This window comes from Stenotrophomonas sp. YJH_SMC_81, from assembly GCF_059370875.1.
Map to the genome: position 1 here is coordinate 24,826 of NZ_JCAFUB010000010.1, position 19,261 is coordinate 44,086.

The following is a 19,261-nucleotide window of genomic DNA, read 5'->3' on the forward strand; positions in this document are numbered from 1 at the left end:
TCTGCCGCTACAGGCGCAGCCCGGCGCGGGCCTTCAGCAGCTCGCGCAGTTCGTATTTGTCAGTATCGTCCAGGCCCTGCTGGCGCTGCTTTGCCAACAACTCCTCCAGACGTTGCACCAGCAGCTGTTTCTCCAGCTGTGCCACCGCGTCGTGCAGTTCCTGGGTCCAGCTGGCCTCGGTGCCGGGCAGCGTCTGAGCGGCCAGCGTATGCAGCGACGCCTGTTCCTCGCGGCCGTCGAAGTGTTCCAGCAGGGCGCCGGTGCTGATGTCCGGGCGCTGTTCGACCAGCCCCAGCAGTTCCAGCAGCAGCTCCACGCCCGGCAGTCGCAGGCCCTGGAAGTGATGCTTTCCGCCCAGGGTGAGCGCCAGCGACGGCTGCTGCAGCAGCACGGCGATCGCGCCGCGCACCAGGCTGCGCTTGGCCACCGGCTGGATCGTCCGATGTGGCTGGCGTTGCGGCATCGGCGCGCGCGTGGCCTGGGCAGTGCCACCGAGGCCGGTCAGCTGCGCCAGCTGCTGCTTCATCAGGTCGCCGAAGGCACCGTCGGGAATCTGCGCCAGCATCGGCTTTGCGCGTTCGGCCAGGCGCGCCTTGCCGTCCAGCGTGCCCAGGTTGATCTCACGGGTCAGTTCATCGAAGAAGAACTGCGACAGCGGCGTGGCCTGCTTCAGGCGCTCGTTGAAGGCCTCGGCGCCTTCCTTGCGCACGATGGTGTCCGGGTCCTCGCCATCGGGCAGGAACAGGAAGAAGGCCTGGCGGCCATCCTTCATGCGCGGCAGCACCGACTCCAGCGCCTTCCAGCCGGCGCGGCGGCCTGCGGCGTCGCCGTCGAAGCAGAAGAACACGTCCGGTGCGTTGCGGAACAACAGCTCGGCGTGGTCCGGCGTGGTCGCCGTACCCAGCGTGGCCACCGCCTGGGTGACGCCGAACTGGAACAGCGAAACCACGTCCATGTAGCCCTCGACCACGATCAACCGCTCGATCTTCTGGTTGGCCTGGCGCACCTGCCACAGGCCGTACAGTTCGCGGCCCTTGTGGAACAGCGCGGTTTCGGGCGAGTTGAGGTACTTGGGGCCGTCGTCCTTCTCGAACACGCGGCCACCGAAGGCGATCACCCGGCCACGGCGGTCGAAGATCGGGAACATCACCCGGTCGCGGAACTTGTCGTAGACGTGGCCGCGGTCGTTCTTCGAGAAAAGGCCGGCGCGGTCGAGCAGCTTCATGCGCCGCTCGTCCTTGCCGAGCGCGTCGCGCAGGCCGCTGTAGCCGTCCGGCGCGTAGCCGATCTGGAAGCGCGCGCGGTTCTCTTCGTCCACGCCACGGCCATCGAGGTAACTGCGTGCCTTGTCGCTGCTTTCCAGGTTCTTCTGGAAGAACCGGGCGGCGGCATCCAGTGCCGAATACAGCTCGCGGCTGTCGTCCTGCTGCTGCGGGCTGCGCGGATTCTCGTTGCGCGGCACTTCCATGCCGGCGCGCTTGGCTAGTTCATCCACCGCGTCGAGGAACTCGAGGCGGTCGTAGTTCATCAGGAAGCTGATCGCGGTGCCGTGCGCGCCGCAGCCGAAGCAGTGATAGAACTGCTTGGTGGGCGAGACCGTGAACGAGGCCGAGCGCTCGTCATGGAAAGGGCAGCGTGCGGCGTATTCCTTGCCCTGGCGCTTCAACGGCACGCGGCTGCCCACCACCTCGACGATGTCGGTGCGGGCCAGCAGGTCGTCGATGAAAGCGTCGGGGATACGGGCCATGGGCAGCAGGGCAGGGCGCGGTACAGGACCACGCGACGGAACCGGGGGCGGTCGGCCTAGTTTACCCCCTGTCGGGCACCTGGCTGGCGGTGGCCGGATCGATGCCGGCGGCGGCCAGGTGATGGCGCGCGCGCAGGCGCTCATCGATCACCGCGGTCATCAGCGCGCCAACGAAGAAGACCACGGTCGCGTAATAGATCCAGACCAGCGAGATCACCAGGGCGCCCATCGAGCCGTAGGCACTGCCGGGGGCCACGGTGGCGATGTAGACGCCGATGCCATAGCGGCCCAGTGCGAACAGTGCCGAGGTGATGACGCCGCCGATGAAGGCCTGGCGCCACGCCACGCGGCGGTCGGGCAGATAGTGGTACATGAAGGCGAACCCCACCGCGTACAGCAGCAGGCTGGTGACGTACCCCAGCGCGGGGAGGATCGAGGGCAGTTGCGCGAAGGCCACCTGCAGTACCGTGGTGGCCGTCATCGACAGGATCAGCAGGAAGCCCAGGGCCAGCACCACGCCAAACGAGAACACACGCTTGCGCAGCCAGGCCTTGATGCCCTCCAGGCGCTCGCCACTGGTGCGGAAGATCAGGTTGAGCGCGTTCTGCAGCTGCGCGAACACGGCGGTGGCGCCGACGAACAGCAGCAGCGTGCTCCACAGCCCCGCCAACGAGCCGACGTCGGGCTGGTTGTCGGCGTTCTTCAGGACGGTTTCGGCCACCGTAGCCGCGCTGCTGCCAGCCACCGAGCTGATCTGGTCGATGAGCGCCTGCTGTGCCGGCGGGTACAGCGAAGCGGTCAACCACAGCAGCAGCACCAGCAGCGGGGCCATCGACAGCAGGGCGTAGAAGGAAACGGAGGCGGCCTGGGTCAGCACGTCGACGTCGATGAAGCGCTTGGCCACCGCCATCGGAAAGCTGTCCTGCAGGCGCTTGAGGTACTTGTGCAGGGACACGGGAACGTTGGGCTCGGGTTCAACCATGGGTGTGGTTGTAGCAGGCGACCGACGAAGGTGCGGTGAAGCGGGTGCATCAATGGGGTCAGAGCCCTTTCGCGTTGCGAAAGGGATCCGACTCCGTGTACCGGATTACGCCAGCTGCTGCTTGACCAGCTTGGACACCAGGCCCATGTCGGCCTGGCCAGCGAGCTTGGGCTTCAGTGCGCCCATCAGCTTGCCCATGTCGGCCGGGCCGGAGGCGCCGGTCTCGGCGATGGCGGCCTGGATGGCGGCCACGATCTCGGCTTCGCCCATCTTGGCCGGCAGGTAGGCTTCGATGACCACGATCTCGGCGCGCTCGATCTCGGCCAGGTCTTCGCGGTTGGCCGCTTCGTACTGGCTGACCGAGTCCTTGCGCTGCTTGACCATCTTGTCGAGCACGGCGATCACAGCGGTGTCATCCAGCTCGATGCGCTCGTCCACTTCGCGCTGCTTGATGGCGGCATTGATCAGGCGGATCACGCCCAGCTTGTGCTTCTCGCCCGCCTTCATGGCGGCCTTCATGTCTTCGGTGAGCTGCTGCTTCATGCTCATGAGGAACCTCGTGGTGGTAGGTGGGGCGGGGCGGATGCCCGAACCCGGAAACGCAAAAAGCCGGCGACGCTCGCGCGTGCCGGCTTCGGCTCCATCGCGACGGGCAGGCCCGCCGCAATGAAGATGCGTCCGATCAGTACAGGCGCTGACGCTTGGTGACGTCGCGCGACGAGCGGCGCAGCTGACGCTTCACAGCAGCGGCGGCCTTGCGCTTGCGCTCCTGGGTCGGCTTTTCGTAGAACTCGCGCTTGCGGGTTTCGGCCAGCACACCGGCCTTTTCGCAAGTGCGCTTGAAGCGGCGAAGAGCAAACTCGAAGGGCTCGTTCTCGCGGACTTTGACGCTGGGCATGGAATCTCCGGGACACAGTAGAACCGGGTCACGCCCGGCGAGCCGCACATTATAGCGGCGAATCGACAAACTGCAAGCGGCCAACCCTGAATACGGGCCGGCGGTTCGAAAGCAGTGAGATCTGCACGTTCCCCGAGGGGACGGCAGGGGCGTCATAATAGCAGGCATGCGAGTCCTTGGCATCGAATCTTCCTGTGATGAGACCGGCGTGGCGGTGTATGACACCGACCTGGCCGGCAGCGCGGCCCTGCGCGCCCATGCGGTTTACAGCCAGATCGCCCTGCACGCCGAATACGGTGGCGTGGTGCCCGAGCTGGCCAGCCGCGACCACGTCCGCAAGCTGCTGCCGCTGGTGCGCCAGACCCTGGCCGAAGCCGGTCTGGGTGTAGGCGATATCGATGGCGTGGCCTACACGGCCGGTCCTGGCCTGGTTGGCGCGCTGCTGGTCGGCGCCGGCGTGGCCCGATCGCTGGCCTGGGCGCTGGAGGTACCGGCCGTCGGCGTACACCATATGGAAGGCCACCTGCTGGCTCCGCTGATGGAAGACGACCCGCCGGAAGCGCCGTTCGTGGCGCTGCTGGTGTCCGGTGGCCATACCCAGCTGGTGGCGGTGGATGCGATCGGCCAGTACCGCCTGCTGGGCGAAACCCTGGACGATGCGGCCGGCGAGGCCTTCGACAAGACTGCCAAGCTGATGGGCCTGCCGTACCCCGGTGGGCCGCAGCTGGCCAGGCTGGCCGAGCAGGGCACGCCGGGCGCGTACCGCTTCGCGCGGCCGATGACCGACCGCCCGGGGCTGGATTTCAGCTTCTCCGGCCTGAAGACCCAGGTCCTGATGGCCTGGCGCGACAGCGACCAGAGCGAGCAGACCCGCGCCGACATTGCCCGGGGCTTTGAGGACGCGGTGGTCGAGACCCTGTCGATCAAGTGCGAGCGCGCGCTGGAAGCGGCCGGGACCAATGTGATCGTGGTGGCCGGCGGTGTAGGTGCCAACAAGTGCCTGCGCGCCCGCCTGCAGCAGATGGCCGAGCGCCTCGGCGGCCGCGCCTGCTTCCCGCGGCCTGCACTGTGCACCGACAACGGCGCGATGATCGCCTTCGCTGGCGCGCTGCGGCTGCAGGCTGGCCAGCACAGCCCGCCGAAGGTGGATGTGACCCCGCGCTGGGACATGGCGACCCTGCCGGCGGTGTGAGCCGGTGGCGCCGGGCCACGCCCGGCGGACGCTTTACGGACGACCAGCCAACGGCGAGGTCGCCAGCACGGTTGTCGCCCGCTCATGGCGCTGCAGCCAGCCCAGCGTGTGTGGGCAGCGGGCATGGATCAGCCGCCCGATCGCGGCCAGGTCGGCGCCGATGTCGCGCTCGAGGATCGGTTCGTGGTGGGCGATGCGGTTGCGCAGGTGGCGGATGCGGTCGAGGTCGGCATGGATGGACCGACGAAGGACGGACAGCGGCACCGAGGGTGCGTGTGGCAGCGCCAGGCCCATGGTCCCGGCCCAGATCGAATGCTCGAACCGTCGAGCGAACAATTGCTGCCAGAAGCCGAATCGCAGTTTGGCGATGACCTCCGGTACATCCCGCGGAGCTCCGGCGCTGCCGCGGACTTTGCATAGCGAGGCAAGGGCGCCTTCGGCAGGAAGGCTGCGCAGCAGCGCTGGATGCCAGGGCCAGCATCGACCATAACGATGCACCAGCGCCGTTGCGGCTGCATTGCGGATCACAACTTCACAGATGTGCAACGGTGGCAGGAGAGCAGCACACATCTGCATGTTCCAGGCATAGAGCGTGGCGGGATCGGATACGCAACGAGAAGCGATGCGCTCGTAGGTCGACCATCTCTGCCGGGATAGTGCTGCCTGCAGGATCCTGCTTTCCTTCATCAACTCACTCCCAGGGAACGTGGTTTCACGTTGACCCTGGGAACGAGGCAGGAACATCAGAAAACGGCATCATGATCGTCAGTGTTTTTTCGTGGATCGGCTCGGTTTTTCGGCCGGTCGTCTGCCGTGACGCATTTGCCAATTGACTGGTCTGGGGGGCACTCCTAACCTTGCGGCGTGTGCTCCGGGACTCGCGGCTGGATTCCAGCTTCCCCTGGGGACGTTGAGAGGTACCAAAGGGCCCCGCTAGCAGGGCCCTTTGTCTTTTGAGACACCGGCACAGTCGTAATCGCCTCTTGATCAGCAGGCCTGACCTGCTTCAATTTCAAAGCCTGCGCCACCGGACCCGCGGCTGTTCAACAGCTCCCCCCGGGGACAAACGGTAGTACCAAAGGGCCCTGCTAGCGGGGCCCTTTGTTTTTTCCGGGCCGCCCCGTGCCGGCCACCCGTCGCCCGTTCCGGGCAGGGTCACCGCAGTGCCGTTACCATGGCCGCCTGTATTGGCGCTGGTAACCGGAATGGACAAGGTTTTCATCGAAGGGCTGACGATCGACGCCCTGATCGGTATCTACGATTGGGAACGACGGATCCGCCAGGACCTGGTGTTCGACCTGGAAATGGGCTTCGACAACCGTCGCCCCGCGGCCACCGATGACATCGCCCACACCCTGAACTACAAGGCGGTGAGCAAGCGCCTGGAGCAGTTCGTGCGCGAGTCGGAGTTCGGCCTGGTCGAGACACTGGCCGAGCGCTGCGCGCAGATCGTGCTGGACGAATTCGACGTGAAGTGGCTGCGCCTGAAGCTGAGCAAGCCCGGCGCGGTGCGCGGCGCGCGCGCGGTGGGCGTGATCATCGAACGCTCGCGGGACTGACCCGGTAAATCCGGCCGCCGGCCGGAAACCCCGGTAGTGCCGGCCGCTGGCCGGCAACCTTGGCAGCAACGAAACAGACAGGAGACAACTGATGGTGGATGCGGTGGTGGCGGTACAGTGGCTGGAACGGCTGCAGAACACACTGGAACCCTATCCCGGCGCCTACCTGGCGTTGATGATCTCGGCGCTGCTGATCGCCGCCGGCCTGGCCAACTGGGTGACCAAGCGCATCCTGCTGCGTGGCCTGCGACGCCTGTTGCAGCGCCTGCCAGGTGCCGAGTCCGGCCGTGGCAGCCATTTGATGCGGGTGATCTCGCGCCTGTCCAACGTGGTGCCCAGCCAGGTGATCGCCTCGGGCATCACCCTCATCCCCGACCTGCCGCCCAGCCTGGTCAACGTCATCATCAAGCTGTGCATCGTGTGGGCCGTACTGACGGTGTCGATGGCGTTCTCGCATGCGCTGGACGCGGCCAACAGCCTGTACGAGCGCAAGCCCGATGCGCGCAACAAGCCGATCAAGGGCTACCTGCAGGTGGTCAAGATCGTGGTGTTCGTGGCCGCCGGCCTGTCCATCGTCGCCACCCTGCTTGGGGTGAAGCTGGGCCCGCTGGTGACTGGCCTGGGCGCGGCCACGGCGGTGCTGATGCTGATCTTCCAGGACACCATCCTGTCACTAGTGGCCAGCGTGCAGATCAGTGGCGATGGCCGCGTGCGCATCGGCGACTGGATCGAGATGCCCAGCCAGAACGCCGACGGTGACGTCATCGACATCGCCCTGCACACCATCACCGTGCAGAACTTCGACAAGACCATCACCACCATCCCGACCAAGAAGCTGGTGACCGAGTCGTTCAAGAACTGGCGCGGCATGCAGGAGGCCGGTGGCCGCCGGATCAAGCGCGCGCTGTACCTGGACCAGCACAGCGTCGGTTTCCTCGACGACGGCGACCTGGCCTTCCTCGGCGAATTCGCGCTGCTGCGTGACTACCTGCGTGAAAAGGAGCAGGAACTGGGGCAGTGGAACGGGCGCCTGCGCGAGCAGGGCGTGGCCGAGGTCAACAGCCGCCGGGTGACCAACCTGGGTACCTTCCGTGCCTATGTGGAGCGTTACCTGCGCAGCCATCCGGGCATCCATACCGACATGACCCTGCTGGTGCGGCAGCTGCAGCCCACCACCGAAGGCCTGCCGCTGGAGCTGTACTGCTTCACCCGCAGCACCGCCTGGAGCGAGTACGAGGCCGTGCAGTCGGACATCTTCGACCACCTGCTGGCGATTCTGCCGGCGTTTGGCTTGCGGGTGTTCCAGGCCTCCAGCGACGCCATGTTGATGGCCGGGCAGCGCCAGTTGGCCGGCTCGGAGTAAGCTGCGGTGCCCCCGGCGGGACCATACGGGCCCCGCTGTTGGCTGAAACTGAACGAAGAAACCTCTCGCCAAATGGCTCGGGATCGCTAGAATGCCGGGCTTGTAAACGTTTTCATCAAGGACTGCCGGTGGCCTCCGATCGCATCGAATCCCTCATTGCCCAGATGACCGTCGAGGAAAAAGTCGGCCAGCTGGGTGTCTTCGCGGACATGGTCCGCCCGTTCGCCCCGGACGTGAACCCGGAAGCCAACGTGCGCAATGCCGACCAGGTGCTGCAGCAGGTGCGCGAGGGCAAGGTCGGCTCGCTGTTCAATGGCGTGGGCGCCGAGTTGGGCCGTCGCATCCAGCAGGTCGCCACCGAGGAGAGCCGCCTGGGCATCCCGGTGATCCTGGCCGCCGACGTCATCCACGGCATGCGTACCGTGTTCCCGATCCCGCTGGGCGAGGCCGCCAGCTTCGAGCCGGACCTGGCCGAGCGCACCGCGCGCGCCACCGCCATCGAAGCCACCGCTGCCGGCCTGCACTGGACCTATGCCCCGGCCGTGGACATCGCCCGCGACCAGCGCTGGGGCCGTGGCGCCGAAGGCGCCGGTGAGGACGTGGTGCTGGGTTGTGCGTTCGCCGCCGCCCGCGTGCGTGGCTTCCAGGGCAGCGACCTGCGCGCCGCCGATTCGCTGCTGGCCACGCCGAAGCACTTCGCCGCCTACGGCGCGGTGATGGCCGGCATGGAATACAACATGGTGGACATCTCGCCGCAGACCCTGCGTGATGTGCACCTGCCGCCGTTCAAGGCCGCCTTCGAGGCCGGCGCGATCACCGTGATGTCCTCGTTCAATGACATCAACGGTGTGCCGGCCAGTGCCAATGCCGAACTGCTGACCGACATCCTGCGCGGTGAATGGAAGTTCCCGGGCGTGGTGATCTCCGACTACACCGCCGATATGGAGCTGGTCGCGCACGGCTACGCCGCCGACGACCGCGATGCCACCGCCAAGGCGTTCACCGCCGGCCTGGACCTGAGCATGCAGAGCGGCTTCTACGCCGAGCACCTGCCGGGTCTGGTCGAGAGCGGCGAAGTGCCGATGGCGGTGCTGGATGAAGGCGTGCGCCGCATCCTCTGGCTGAAGGAGACCATCGGCCTGTTCGACGACCCGTACCGTTCGCTGGACCCGGCGCGCGAAGCGGATACCTCGCATATCGCCGCGCATGATGAACTGTCGCGCGATGCCGCGCGGCGTTCGATCGTGCTGCTGAACAACCGCGACAACGTGCTGCCGTTGCAGAAGACCGGGCAGAAGATCGCGCTGATCGGCCCGTTCGTGCAGGACCGCGAGAACATCGAAGGCTGCTGGACGCTGTTCGGCGACAAGCAGCGTTACGTCGACCTGGAAACCGGCGTGCGTGCCGCCATCGGCGACGAAGCGCTGCTGGAAATCGTGCCGGGCTGTGAACTGGAAGCGGCCATTCCGGGCGGTACCGAAGCGGCGGTGGCTGCCGCGCTGCGCGCCGATGTGGTGGTGCTGGCGCTGGGCGAACCGCAGCGTTACAGCGGTGAAGCGCAGTCGCGCGTGGAGATCACCCTGCCGCCGGCACAGCAGGCACTGGCCGAGGCCGTGGCGATGACCGGCAAGCCGCTGGTGGTGCTGCTGCGCAATGGCCGCGCGCTGGCGCTGCAGGGCGCGGTGCGCAATGCGCAGGCCGTGGCGGTGACCTGGTACCTGGGTACGCAGACCGGCCACGCCGTGGCCGATGTGCTGTTCGGCGACTACAGCCCGTCCGGCCGCCTGCCGGTCAGCTTCCCGCAGGTGTCCGGCCAGCAGCCGTACTTCTACAACCACCCGCGCACCGGCCGTCCGGAGCTGCCGACGATGTCGGAGTTCAAGGCCCGCTGGCGCGAGATTCCGAACGAGCCGCTGTACCCGTTCGGCCACGGCATCGGCTACACCACCTTCGCCTACGGCGTGCCGCAGCTGAGTGCTGTGCAGCTCGGCTGGGACGACACCCTGACCATCACCACCACGCTGACCAACAGCGGTGATGTGGCCGGGGAGGAAGTGGTGCAGCTGTACATCCACGACCGCGTGGCCAGCCGCGTGCGTCCGGTGCGCGAACTGAAGGACTTCCGCAAGGTGGCACTGCAGCCGGGCGAGTCGACCGACGTGGTGTTCACCCTGACCCGCGAGCAGTTGGCGTTCACCGGCCGCGATGGCGTGCTGCGTGCCGAGCCGGGCCAGTTCGACCTGTGGGTCTGCGCCTCGTCGGCCGCCGGCGAAGCCGTGCAGTTCGAACTGCTGAAGGCCTGATCAGAAAAAGGGGACGGAGGGGATCAAGTCGTTTGTGCCACTAACGACTTGATCCCCTCCGTCCCCTTTTTGTTGCCGTCACTGCGGCGGCGCTACCATCGGGCTTCCTGTTTCGATGGAGTGCGCGTATGCGCCGGATGGCCTACCTGATTCCCGCTCTGCTGCTGGCGGCCTGTTCGCAGCCTGAGCCCCCGGCGCAGCCTGCGGCGGATGCGCCGCCGCCGATGGAAGCGAAAGCGGCAGCGACGCCTGCCGCTGAGCCGGCGGCGCCGGCCGCCGAACCTGCCGCCGCCGCACCGGCGGCACCGGCCGCGGAGGCGCCCGCCGAGGACGCGCGTGCGCGCATCGAATCGCTGCTCGGCGATGCGGCGCAGTTCGAGAAGGTCTTCAACGCGTTCAAGACCGCCGTGGTCGGCGGAGATCGTGCCGCGGTGGTCGAGCAAGTGCGCTTCCCGTTGAACATCAGCGGCGGAAAGAAGATCTCCGGCCCCGGTGAGTTCCAGCGCAACTACGAGAAGATCATCACCCCGGCGGTGGTCAAGGCGGTGTCCGGGCAGGACTTCGGCAAGGTCTTCGTCAACCAGCAGGGCGTGATGATTGGCGATGGACAGGTGTGGTTGAACGGAAAGTGCCTGGACAAGGCCTGCACGCAGACCGAGGTGAAGGTCATCACCATCCAGTGAACGCAGACGGCCCCGCACGCGGGGCCGTCGCGGAAAAACGTGCCGGCCAGCGGCCGGCGGCACCTCATGCCTTCGGCGTCAGCTTCAACAGGCGCGCCTTGCTGCCGTCTTCCAGCAGCCACAGGGCGCCATCCGGGCCCTGTTCCACTTCGCGGATGCGCTCGCCCATGTTGAAGCGTTCGGCTTCGCGCGCGCTGTCGCCATCAAAGGCCACGCGCACCAGCGAGGTCGACGACAGGCCGCCGATGAAGCCGCTGCCCTTCCACTGCGGGAACAGGCTGCCGCTGTAGATCATGAAGCCGGCCGGCGAGATCACCGGCGTCCAGGTCACCTTCGGGGCGGCGAATTCCGGGCGGGTGTCGTGGTCGGGAATCGGACGACCGTCGTAGTGGTCACCGTTGGAAACGATCGGGTAGCCGTAGTTGGCGCCACGCACGATCAGGTTCAACTCGTCGCCACCGGCGGGCCCCATCTCATGCGCCCACAGCTTGCCGTTGGCGTCGAAGGCCATGCCCAGGATGTTGCGATGGCCCAGCGACCACACCTGTGCGGCAACCCCGCCCTGTGAGGCGAACGGGTTGTCGGCGGGCAGGCTGCCATCGTCGTTGAGGCGGATGATCTTGCCGAGGTTGCCGCCCATGTCCTGGGCCGGATCGAACTTCTGGCGCTCGCTGGAACTGATCCACAGCTTGCCGTCCGGGCCGAACGCGAGGCGATGCCCGTAGTGGCCCTCGCCGCTGACCTTGGGGCTCTGCCGCCAGATCACTTTCAGGTTCTTCAGCTGGCCACCCCCGTTCGCATCCAGCGCCAGCGTGGCCCGGGCCACGGCCGCACCGCGGGTATCCAGCGTGCCTTCCTCGGCATAGCTGAGGTAAACGACGTGATTCCGGGCAAAGTCGGGGTGCAGGATGATGTCGCCGAAGCCACCCTGGCCACCGTAGGCGACCTTCGGAACGCCGGTGATCTCATGCTTCTGGCCGCTGGCCAGATCCAGGTGCTGCAGCTTGCCGCGCTTCTCGGTGACCAGCAGGCTGCCGTCAGGCAGGAAGGTCATCGCCCAAGGCTGGTCAAAACGGCTGACTTCGGTGGCGGTGAACGGACGCTGGTCGGCGGCGGAGGAGGCTGCGGGCGCTGCGGTCTGGGCGCCGTTGGCGCCAGGATCGGCGGCGTTGCAGGCGGAGGTGGCGAGGATCGGCACGAGGCCGAGGGCGAGCAGCAGGGGCGTACGGGTCATGGGTATCTCCAGGGCGGGGATGCGGATGGCCGGGCTGCCCCTTGTATACCACCGCAGCCGTGACCGTCGTGGCCCGAAGGTCCTGCGCCCCCCTGTGCGACAGCGGCGGGATCGTCTAGGGTGGGCACGCCCGGGCAAAGCATGCCCGTCTGCCTGCCAAGGACCTGCAATGAATACTGCCATGCCCCACAAGCCCTCCACCGCCTTCATCGCTGCCTCGTGGGTGGCCCTGCTGCTGGGTGCGGCGGCGTACCTGATCGGCCTGTTCAATGCCACGATGGCGCTCAACGAGAAGGGCTACTACCTGACCCTGCTGCTGTTCGGCCTGTTCGCGGCGGTGTCGCTGCAGAAGAGCGTGCGCGACCGCGTCGAAGGCATTCCGGTGAGTGGCCTGTACTACGCGCTGTGCTGGTTCGCGTTGCTGTCGGCGCTGATGCTGCTGCTGATTGGCCTGTGGAATGCCACGCTGGCACCGAGCGAGAAGGGCTTCTACGGCATGGCATATGCGCTGTCGCTGTTCGGTGCAGTGGCTGTGCAGAAGAACACCCGCGACCTGATCGCCGCCGGTGGTGGCGAGCGCAAGCTCAGCGCGATCGTGCCGCCGCTGCCGGAACAGGAATGATCGAGCCGGTGTAGAGCCGAGCCATGCTCGGCTCAGTCGAGCATGGCTCGACGTTACAGACGTGGTGCGGGAGCCGAGCGTAGGCTCGGCTCTACAGCAGCCTGGCGCTATCGCTTCAAGCGCGGATCTGCCAGCTGCGCTTCGTCCCAGCCGCGGCGCACGGCGTTACGTGCCTGCGCCCAGTCCAGGCGACTGCGGCCACGTTCGTTGGCCCAGCGCGATTCCAGTTCGGCTTCGACCTGCTCGTACGCGCGGATCATGTCCTGCGCGCGCGCGGCGTGGCCGATCCGGTAGGCCGGCTCGTAGTCCTCGAAGAACAGCTGGTCGTCGTAGTACGGCTCGGCGGTGTAGCGCTCGCGCCAGTAGTTGCTGACCGCATCGCGCGGCGTGCTGTCGTCCGGTACGCGGCCGGGGATCTGGTACTCGGTCATGGAAGGCTCCGTTGTGGACGAAGCCTGATCCTGCCTGCGTGGCGGTTAACGGCCCGGTCCGGCAGCGTGATCGCCAGATCAATCCGCCGGGCATGGCCCGGCGCTACCGGTCATCCGGCGTCGGCGTCCTTGCGCGGCAGCTTGTAGATCACCGCGCCGATGGCAAACGCCCCCAGTGCCGCGGCGATGTTCTGCCAGCTGGCACTGGCGAACAGGGCCAGGCACAGCAGCAGCGCGAGCACCGGAATCAGCGGGCCACCCGGCAGTTTCAGTGCGCCCGGCCGGTCCGCATAGCGCTTGGCCAGCACCAGTACCGCAGCGGCCGTTCCGATGTAGGCGAACAGGCGCGTGGTCATCGACAGCAGGGCCAGCTGCACGAACGAACCGGACAGGGCCAGTCCGAGCGCGATCAGGCCTTGGCACAGGATCGACGCGGCCGGCGTATGGAAGCGCGGATGCACCTGCGCCAGGATCTTCGGCCCGTAGCCATCGCGGGCCAGTGCGAACAGGAAACGCGGGCCCATCATCATCGTGTTGCTGTTGGTACCCAGGATGGAGATGGTCGCGCCGATGGTGAGGATCAGTGCCAGGGCCTCGCCGCCAAAACCGGCTGCGGCGTCGGCCAGCGGCGTGGCCGAGCTGGCCAGGCCGGCCAGCGTACCCTGCGCCACCACCTGCACCGCGCCATAGATGACGGTGACGGTGATGATCATGGTGATCAGCGCGAACGGAATATCGCGGCGTGGATTGCGGTACTCGCCGGCGGCGGCCGGGATGTTCTCGAAGCCGGCGTAGGCGTACAGCAGCAGCAAGGCGGCCTCGCCCATCCGTTGCAGGTCATGCGGGTCCGGGCGCTGGCCGGAGAAGGCCAGCTGCGGGTCGATATAGAACGCACCGATGGCCACGAACAGCAGCAGCGGCAACATCTTGCCGATCACCAGCACCACGCCGGTGCGCGCGGCCGAGCGCACGCCGATGATGTTGACGCCGGTGAGGAAGCCCAGCGACACCACGATCACCGCGATGCGCCCCATGCCGGCACCGGCCCACGGCCAGAAACGCGCGACCGCATCGGCCAGCGCGTTGCTGAGTGCGGCCGCCGAGCTGATGCGGGTCAGCCAGATCATCCAGCCGATCTCGAACCCGGCGAAGCGCCCGAACGCCTCGCGTGCATACAGGTAGCTGCCACCGGGCTCGTCGAAATAGCTGGCGGCCTGCGCGTAGCACAGCACCAGCAGCGCCACGACGATACCGGCGGCGACCACGCCCCACAGGCTGAAGGGGCCGAGCAGGGCGACGGTGGCGGCCGGCAGCAGGTAGATGCCGCTGCCGATCACATCGTTGATCGACAGGCCGACGATCTGCCAGCGGCTGACCGCGCGCTGCAGCTGTGGTTCGTCCTGCGCGCTCAACGGGCGTCTCCGCTCAGCGCGGGCAGCTGCCACTGGGCCTGCAGGCGTGTGTATTCGGCGCGCGGCAGCAGCACGAAGCGCGGCGTATCCTGCGGCCGCAGCCAGTCCAGCAGCGCCTGCATGCGTGCTTGTGGCATGGCGGTACAGCCGGCGGTGGCCTCGCCGGGCGTGCGCCACAGATGGGCGAAGATGCAGCTGCCCTTGCCGGGCTGGTTGTCCGGGTTGTGGGCGATGACGAAGCCTTCCTGGTAACGCACGTCGCCCTTGTTGTGCAGGTCCAGCCGCATCGGCTCGGTGGAGCCCTTGACCGCTGCGCTGCCGACCTTCTTTTCATCAACGATGCGGTTATAGAACGGCGAGCTGGGCACGTCCATGCAGTAGCTGCTGTCCAGCATCGGCTGGTAAGGCATTGCGGTGCCGGGGCGGGTGACGGCATAGCCGAACGCACTGCCGAGCGCGAATATGCCGGCCGGGCTGCGACCGTCTCCTTCCTGCTTCTGCGGGCCATCGGCCTGTGCCGGATGCAGGCCCAGGCCCCAGGCGCTGCCGGTACGGCCGAGCGCCACAGGGAACGCCTGTCCATGTGCGTGCCAGCCCTTGCCATCGCGCACATAGGCCTGCAGCTGCCCCTGGGTGCTGTCCCAGCCTTCGCTGGTGACCACGATCAGCTGGCGCGCGCCATCCAGCGGCGCCGCGTGAACGGACACCGTCGCAGCAAGCAGCAGCGCAGCGGTAGCGAGGCGAACCAGCGATTTCATCAACAGGTGCTCCGGTCAGGAATCCAGCAGGTGGTCGATCCGCTCCAGGTTCACCGCCAGCTGCTGCTGGCGGTCCGGATTGGTGTGGCAGAGCAGCACGAACAGGAAATCGAGCAGGGCGTGCATGGCGCTACGGTACAGCAGCTGCGCGACCTGCGGCGTGCGGTCGTGCGCGCAGACCACCAGTGCCGCATCAGCATGCGCGCGCAGCGGATTGGCAGTGTGGCGGGTAATGGAAATCACCTTGCCACCCATGTCCTGGAACTGCCGCGACAGCTGCGAAAGCTGTGGCAGGTTGCCGAATTCGGAGAACACCAGCAGCGCATCGCCGGGGCGTGCGGCCGACAGGTTGGCCAGCATCAGGATCGGGTCGGTGTGCGGCACCACCAGCAGCCCGAGCAGCGACAGCCGCATGGCGAACTCGCGGGCATACAGGCCATCGTCACCCAGGCCATGGACGAACAGCTTGGGTGCGCCGTCGAGCAGCTGCACGATGCGCTCGATCTCCTCGCGCGGATTGGCCTGGCGTGTTTCCTCCTCGGCCTGCGCCTTGCTGCGGCGCAGGGCCTCGCCCAGGCGCAGGTAGTCATCGCCGCTGTCGGGTTCGCTGGGCAGCTGTTGTGGATCGGCACCGGCGCGGGCCACGTCCTGGCCGATCGAGTACTTCAGGTCCGGGTAGCCCTTGAAGCCGAGCTTCTGGCTGAACTTCACCACGCTGGATTGGCTGATGCCCAGCGCACTGGCCAGCTGCTGCGACGAGTAGTCGCGCAGCAGGTGGGCGTTGTCGAGGATGAAGTCGGCGATGCGGCGCTCGATGGCCGACATCTGCCCGCGCTCGGAACGGATCTTCAGCAGGGGCGGCATGCGGGGTGTCCGAGGGGTGTGCGTTGGAGCATAGGGGAACGCGTTGCGGTTGGCCGCGGAGAGCCGGTCATGGGGTGGGTCAGGCGAGTGGGGATTGCGGGGGACGCCGCAAGTACGTCCGTGTAGGCTTGGCCGCGCTTGCGCGTTTGCGCTGTCCTGCGCAAACGGCAAGACCGGGGTTGGGCGTCCTGCCCAACCCGCCCGAGGCATGCCTCGGGCCCATGTGGCGGACACCCCCGCAATCCCCACCCGCCTGACCCCGGACAGATCGCGCGCGTGCCAGCCGCGAAGAGAATACGAGGTAGAGCAGAAGCAGGAGCATCCACGCATGGCGTGGATCTACCCGGAGCTGCCGTTGAGTCCGCCTTCAAGCGAGCCGAGCACCGCAGGTCCGGCGAGGGCGAAGAGGCGCGGCTGTCTGAGCGTAGCGAGTTCCCGCGCCGTCCCTCGACGGGCCGAGGAGCGCAGGGAACCGGTGCGTAGCACCGGCTCGCGGCCGGCGGAGCGTTTCCTTTGGTTACTTTTCTTTCCGCGAAAAGAAAAGCAACGCGCGACCCAACGTCAGTGGCACGCAACGTCAGCCGCAAGGCAGAAATCAACCCAGCATCTCCAGCCCACGCACTTCAGTAATACCCAGCCCCGGCACGTCGCTGATGCTGATCTCCGATTCGTTGAAATGCACACCACCGCTGACCGGGTCGAACTGGCCCAGCGAGGGGCCGTCCAGATCAACCTTGGTGATCACATCGCTCTTGGCCACGGCCAGGTGCACGGCCGCAGCCACGCTGATGCTCGATTCGATCATGCAGCCGATCATGCACGGCACGCCGTAGATGCCGGCGATGTCGGCGATGCGGATCGCGTTGGACAGGCCACCGGTCTTCATCAGCTTGATGTTGATGATGTCGGCCGCGCGCTGCTGGATCAGGTCCATCACCTGGCTGGGGCTGAACACGCTTTCGTCGGCCATCACCGGCGTGTTGACGCGGTCGGTGACGTACTTCAGGCCACTGATGTCCGCGGCCTTCACCGGCTGCTCCAGCAGCTCCAGTACCACGCCGGCTTCCTCCAGCGTGCGCATCGCATGCACCGCCTGCTTGGCAGTCCAGCCCTGGTTGGCATCCAGGCGCAGCAGGGCACGGCCTTCCACGGCGGCGTGGATGGCCTTGACCCGTTCGATGTCCAGTCCGATGTCCTTGCCGACCTTGATCTTCAGCGACTCGAAGCCGCGCTCGATCGCCGACAGCGAATCGGCCACCATCTTGTCGATGTAGTCCACGCTGATGGTGATGTCAGTGGTGATCACCGGGTCGCCGCCACCGAGCATCTGGTACAGCGGGGCACCGTGCAGCTGCGCCCACAGGTCGTACAGCGCGATCTCCACCGCGGCCTTGGCGCTGGTGTTGCGCTCCATCGCGGTCTGCACCAGCGTGCACAGGTGGTTGAGGTTGACCACGTCCTGGCCGATCAGGCGCGGTGCGATGAAGTGGCGGATCGCTTCGATGATCGAGCCGTGGGTATCACCGGTGATCACCGCTGTAGCCGGTGCCTCGCCGTAACCGGTGTGACCGGTGTCGGTGCGGATCAGCACCACCACGTCCTCCACGGTCTCCACCGTGCGCAGCGCGGTCTTGAACGGTGTCTTCAACGGCACGCGCAGCATGCCCAGTTCGATGGCGGTGATCTTCATTCAGGAGTCTTGGCCCGCAGGCGCTGGATGTTGGTGATGCGGTCGATGTAGCGGACGGTGTCGCTGGCCATCATCGGCTCCAGCGGCGTGACCGAAACACCATTGAGATGGGCCTGCACACGTCTGCCGTCGGCACCGAACCAGCTGCCGCCCGCCGTATCGTGGATCACCCAGGTGCGGCCGTCGACGTGGCCGATGGCCATCATCACATGACCGGGAATGTAGACCAGGTCGCCCACCTGCAGGCGGGTGACGGCACGGTCGCGCACCGCCTTGCCGTCCTTGCCGGTGAACGGCAGGCGATCCAGCGCCGGACTGACCGCCTGCGCGCTGGTATTGCGTGGCAGCAGCACGCCGAAGCTGCGGTAGATCTCGGAGACGAAACCGCTGCAGTCGCGGGTGTCGTAGTCGTGACCCCAGCCGTAGCGCTCGCCCAGGAACTTGAAGGCCTGCTGCAGCAGCAGGCGCGGGGTCAGCGGCAGGTAATCGGCGGCGGTGTCCTGCGAGCGCGGCAGCAGCGCAGGCACCAGCTTCAATCGACCATCGGCTTCGCGTACCGGCAACTGCACCACCCACGAAGCGTGGGCCTGCTGGCCGTTCACCGGTTCGGCGGCGGGCCAGTCGGCCAGCACCGGCAGGCGCACGCCCATGTCCAGCTGCAGGCGCGAGACGCGCGGCTCCTCCGGGGTATAGGCGGTCTGCGCGGTGGCACCGGTGACGATCCGGTACGGTCCCCTCGCGCCGTAGCCGAGCACCGTGGCCTTGTCGCCGCGGGCAATGGCGTCGGCTTCGATCCACGCGCTGTAGCGCTCGCTGTGCACGAACAGCCAGCGGCCGTCGGCACTGCGATGGACCACGGCGACCTTGTCACCGGGGAACAGTGCCGATTCCTGGAAGCGGTCGATGTCGGTGTCACCGACGCTGCTGAAGACGCGCTCGCGGGTGGGGAAGGTGCGCAGCGCGGCACGCTTCACCACCAGCCCATACTGCGCTGCCACCTGTGTGGGAATCGCATCGAGGCCGAGGTTGGCTTCGATCGCGCTGCGCAGCGCGGGTGCGATCGCCTGGCCCTTGTCGTTGTAGAGAGCGCGGGTGGGCCAGCTCGACAGCGCGGTGATGCTGGCACGCACCGCCGCCGCATCAAGCTGGGCGGGCAGTGCGGCGATGTCCTGGATGTGGCTGTCCTGCGCCCGCATGCGCGCGTTCTGTGCTTCGATCTGCGCGCGATCCAGAATCGGCGCATCGGCGTTGTCCAGGCGCGCGGCCCAGTACTGCGGGGTCAGATAGGCCTCGTGCAGGCCGATCACATAGGGCAGCGGCGCACCCGGGTCGGGCGGTGGGGCTGCCTGTGCAAAGGCCGGAGCGGCCAGCAGGCACAGGGCCAGGGTCAAGCGGCGCGGCCAATGCCGGTGCCGTTCGCGGAAAGCCAGGCTCATGCGGTGCACACCCTCCTCGAATGCCTGTTGGAATATTTATTCCTTTTGGCTACGAAAGCAAGAATAAATTATTGACCGACATCCCGG

At 67.0% G+C, this 19,261-nt stretch carries 18 protein-coding genes; 6 read left to right on the forward strand and 12 right to left on the reverse strand.

Annotated elements, in window-relative coordinates:
• Positions 1-7: 7 nt before the first annotated feature.
• The 4 genes from dnaG to rpsU all read right to left on the reverse strand — a co-directional run bounded on the left by dnaG (position 8) and on the right by rpsU (position 3,627).
• Positions 8-1,747, reverse strand: coding sequence for a DNA primase (dnaG, locus tag AC5P8U_RS16920; protein ID WP_134968965.1), 1,740 nt, complete (start codon positions 1,745-1,747; stop codon positions 8-10).
• A 61-nt stretch (positions 1,748-1,808) separates the two neighbouring features.
• Positions 1,809-2,729, reverse strand: a complete 921-nt coding sequence (locus tag AC5P8U_RS16925) for a YihY/virulence factor BrkB family protein (protein WP_005415012.1) — start codon at positions 2,727-2,729, stop codon at positions 1,809-1,811.
• Between the two features lie 105 nt (positions 2,730-2,834).
• Positions 2,835-3,278: a GatB/YqeY domain-containing protein gene (locus tag AC5P8U_RS16930; protein ID WP_005415013.1), complete on the reverse strand. Its 444-nt coding sequence runs from the start codon at positions 3,276-3,278 to the stop codon at positions 2,835-2,837.
• A 133-nt stretch (positions 3,279-3,411) separates the two neighbouring features.
• The gene (rpsU, locus tag AC5P8U_RS16935; protein ID WP_002808376.1) at positions 3,412-3,627 is read right to left on the reverse strand and encodes a 30S ribosomal protein S21; all 216 of its coding nucleotides are present in this window, start codon (positions 3,625-3,627) and stop codon (positions 3,412-3,414) included.
• A gap of 166 nt (positions 3,628-3,793) precedes the next feature.
• On the opposite strand from rpsU, the gene tsaD reads away from it, so the two are divergent.
• Positions 3,794-4,819 carry a tRNA (adenosine(37)-N6)-threonylcarbamoyltransferase complex transferase subunit TsaD gene (gene tsaD / locus AC5P8U_RS16940; protein ID WP_447897542.1) on the forward strand — a complete coding sequence of 342 codons (1,026 nt, stop codon included), beginning with the start codon at positions 3,794-3,796 and terminating at the stop codon, positions 4,817-4,819.
• Positions 4,820-4,852: 33 nt separating this feature from the next.
• On the opposite strand, the gene AC5P8U_RS16945 is transcribed toward tsaD, so the two are convergent.
• Positions 4,853-5,506, reverse strand: coding sequence for a hypothetical protein (locus AC5P8U_RS16945; RefSeq protein WP_088496627.1), 654 nt, complete (start codon positions 5,504-5,506; stop codon positions 4,853-4,855).
• Between the two features lie 518 nt (positions 5,507-6,024).
• On the opposite strand from AC5P8U_RS16945, the gene folB reads away from it, so the two are divergent.
• The 4 genes from folB to AC5P8U_RS16965 all read left to right on the forward strand — a co-directional run bounded on the left by folB (position 6,025) and on the right by AC5P8U_RS16965 (position 10,727).
• Positions 6,025-6,378: a dihydroneopterin aldolase gene (folB, locus tag AC5P8U_RS16950; protein ID WP_005415016.1), complete on the forward strand. Its 354-nt coding sequence runs from the start codon at positions 6,025-6,027 to the stop codon at positions 6,376-6,378.
• A 91-nt stretch (positions 6,379-6,469) separates the two neighbouring features.
• A complete protein-coding gene (locus AC5P8U_RS16955) occupies positions 6,470-7,741 on the forward strand; it encodes a mechanosensitive ion channel family protein (RefSeq protein WP_072169029.1) in 1,272 nt (423 codons plus the stop codon).
• Positions 7,742-7,869: 128 nt separating this feature from the next.
• Positions 7,870-10,044 carry a glycoside hydrolase family 3 N-terminal domain-containing protein gene (locus AC5P8U_RS16960; RefSeq protein ID WP_053498698.1) on the forward strand — a complete coding sequence of 725 codons (2,175 nt, stop codon included), beginning with the start codon at positions 7,870-7,872 and terminating at the stop codon, positions 10,042-10,044.
• Between the two features lie 128 nt (positions 10,045-10,172).
• Complete coding sequence (locus AC5P8U_RS16965; RefSeq protein WP_447897526.1) at positions 10,173-10,727, forward strand: hypothetical protein; 555 nt, start codon at positions 10,173-10,175, stop codon at positions 10,725-10,727.
• 64 nt (positions 10,728-10,791) lie between these two features.
• Here the strand turns inward: AC5P8U_RS16965 and AC5P8U_RS16970 are convergent, their stop codons facing one another.
• A complete protein-coding gene (locus tag AC5P8U_RS16970) occupies positions 10,792-11,961 on the reverse strand; it encodes a PQQ-dependent sugar dehydrogenase (protein ID WP_111008234.1) in 1,170 nt (389 codons plus the stop codon).
• A gap of 169 nt (positions 11,962-12,130) precedes the next feature.
• Here AC5P8U_RS16970 and yiaA point away from each other — a divergent pair, with 169 nt between their 5' ends.
• Positions 12,131-12,583, forward strand: coding sequence for an inner membrane protein YiaA (gene yiaA, locus AC5P8U_RS16975; protein ID WP_111201288.1), 453 nt, complete (start codon positions 12,131-12,133; stop codon positions 12,581-12,583).
• Positions 12,584-12,690: 107 nt separating this feature from the next.
• On the opposite strand, the gene AC5P8U_RS16980 is transcribed toward yiaA, so the two are convergent.
• The 6 genes from AC5P8U_RS16980 to AC5P8U_RS17005 form a co-directional block, all read right to left on the reverse strand.
• The gene (locus tag AC5P8U_RS16980) at positions 12,691-13,014 is read right to left on the reverse strand and encodes a hypothetical protein (RefSeq protein ID WP_061478554.1); all 324 of its coding nucleotides are present in this window, start codon (positions 13,012-13,014) and stop codon (positions 12,691-12,693) included.
• Between the two features lie 110 nt (positions 13,015-13,124).
• Entirely contained in the window at positions 13,125-14,426 is a 1,302-nt protein-coding gene (locus AC5P8U_RS16985; RefSeq protein WP_447897525.1) for an APC family permease, read from the reverse strand.
• Complete coding sequence (locus tag AC5P8U_RS16990; protein WP_188241558.1) at positions 14,423-15,184, reverse strand: L,D-transpeptidase family protein; 762 nt, start codon at positions 15,182-15,184, stop codon at positions 14,423-14,425. Before AC5P8U_RS16990 ends, AC5P8U_RS16985 begins: the two co-directional genes overlap by 4 nt.
• A 15-nt stretch (positions 15,185-15,199) precedes the next feature.
• Entirely contained in the window at positions 15,200-16,048 is an 849-nt protein-coding gene (locus tag AC5P8U_RS16995; protein WP_151354760.1) for a MurR/RpiR family transcriptional regulator, read from the reverse strand.
• Positions 16,049-16,643: 595 nt separating this feature from the next.
• Complete coding sequence (locus AC5P8U_RS17000; protein ID WP_012478950.1) at positions 16,644-17,738, reverse strand: dipeptide epimerase; 1,095 nt, start codon at positions 17,736-17,738, stop codon at positions 16,644-16,646.
• Complete coding sequence (locus AC5P8U_RS17005; RefSeq protein WP_334272195.1) at positions 17,735-19,174, reverse strand: C40 family peptidase; 1,440 nt, start codon at positions 19,172-19,174, stop codon at positions 17,735-17,737. Before AC5P8U_RS17005 ends, AC5P8U_RS17000 begins: the two co-directional genes overlap by 4 nt.
• Positions 19,175-19,261 lie beyond the last annotated feature (87 nt).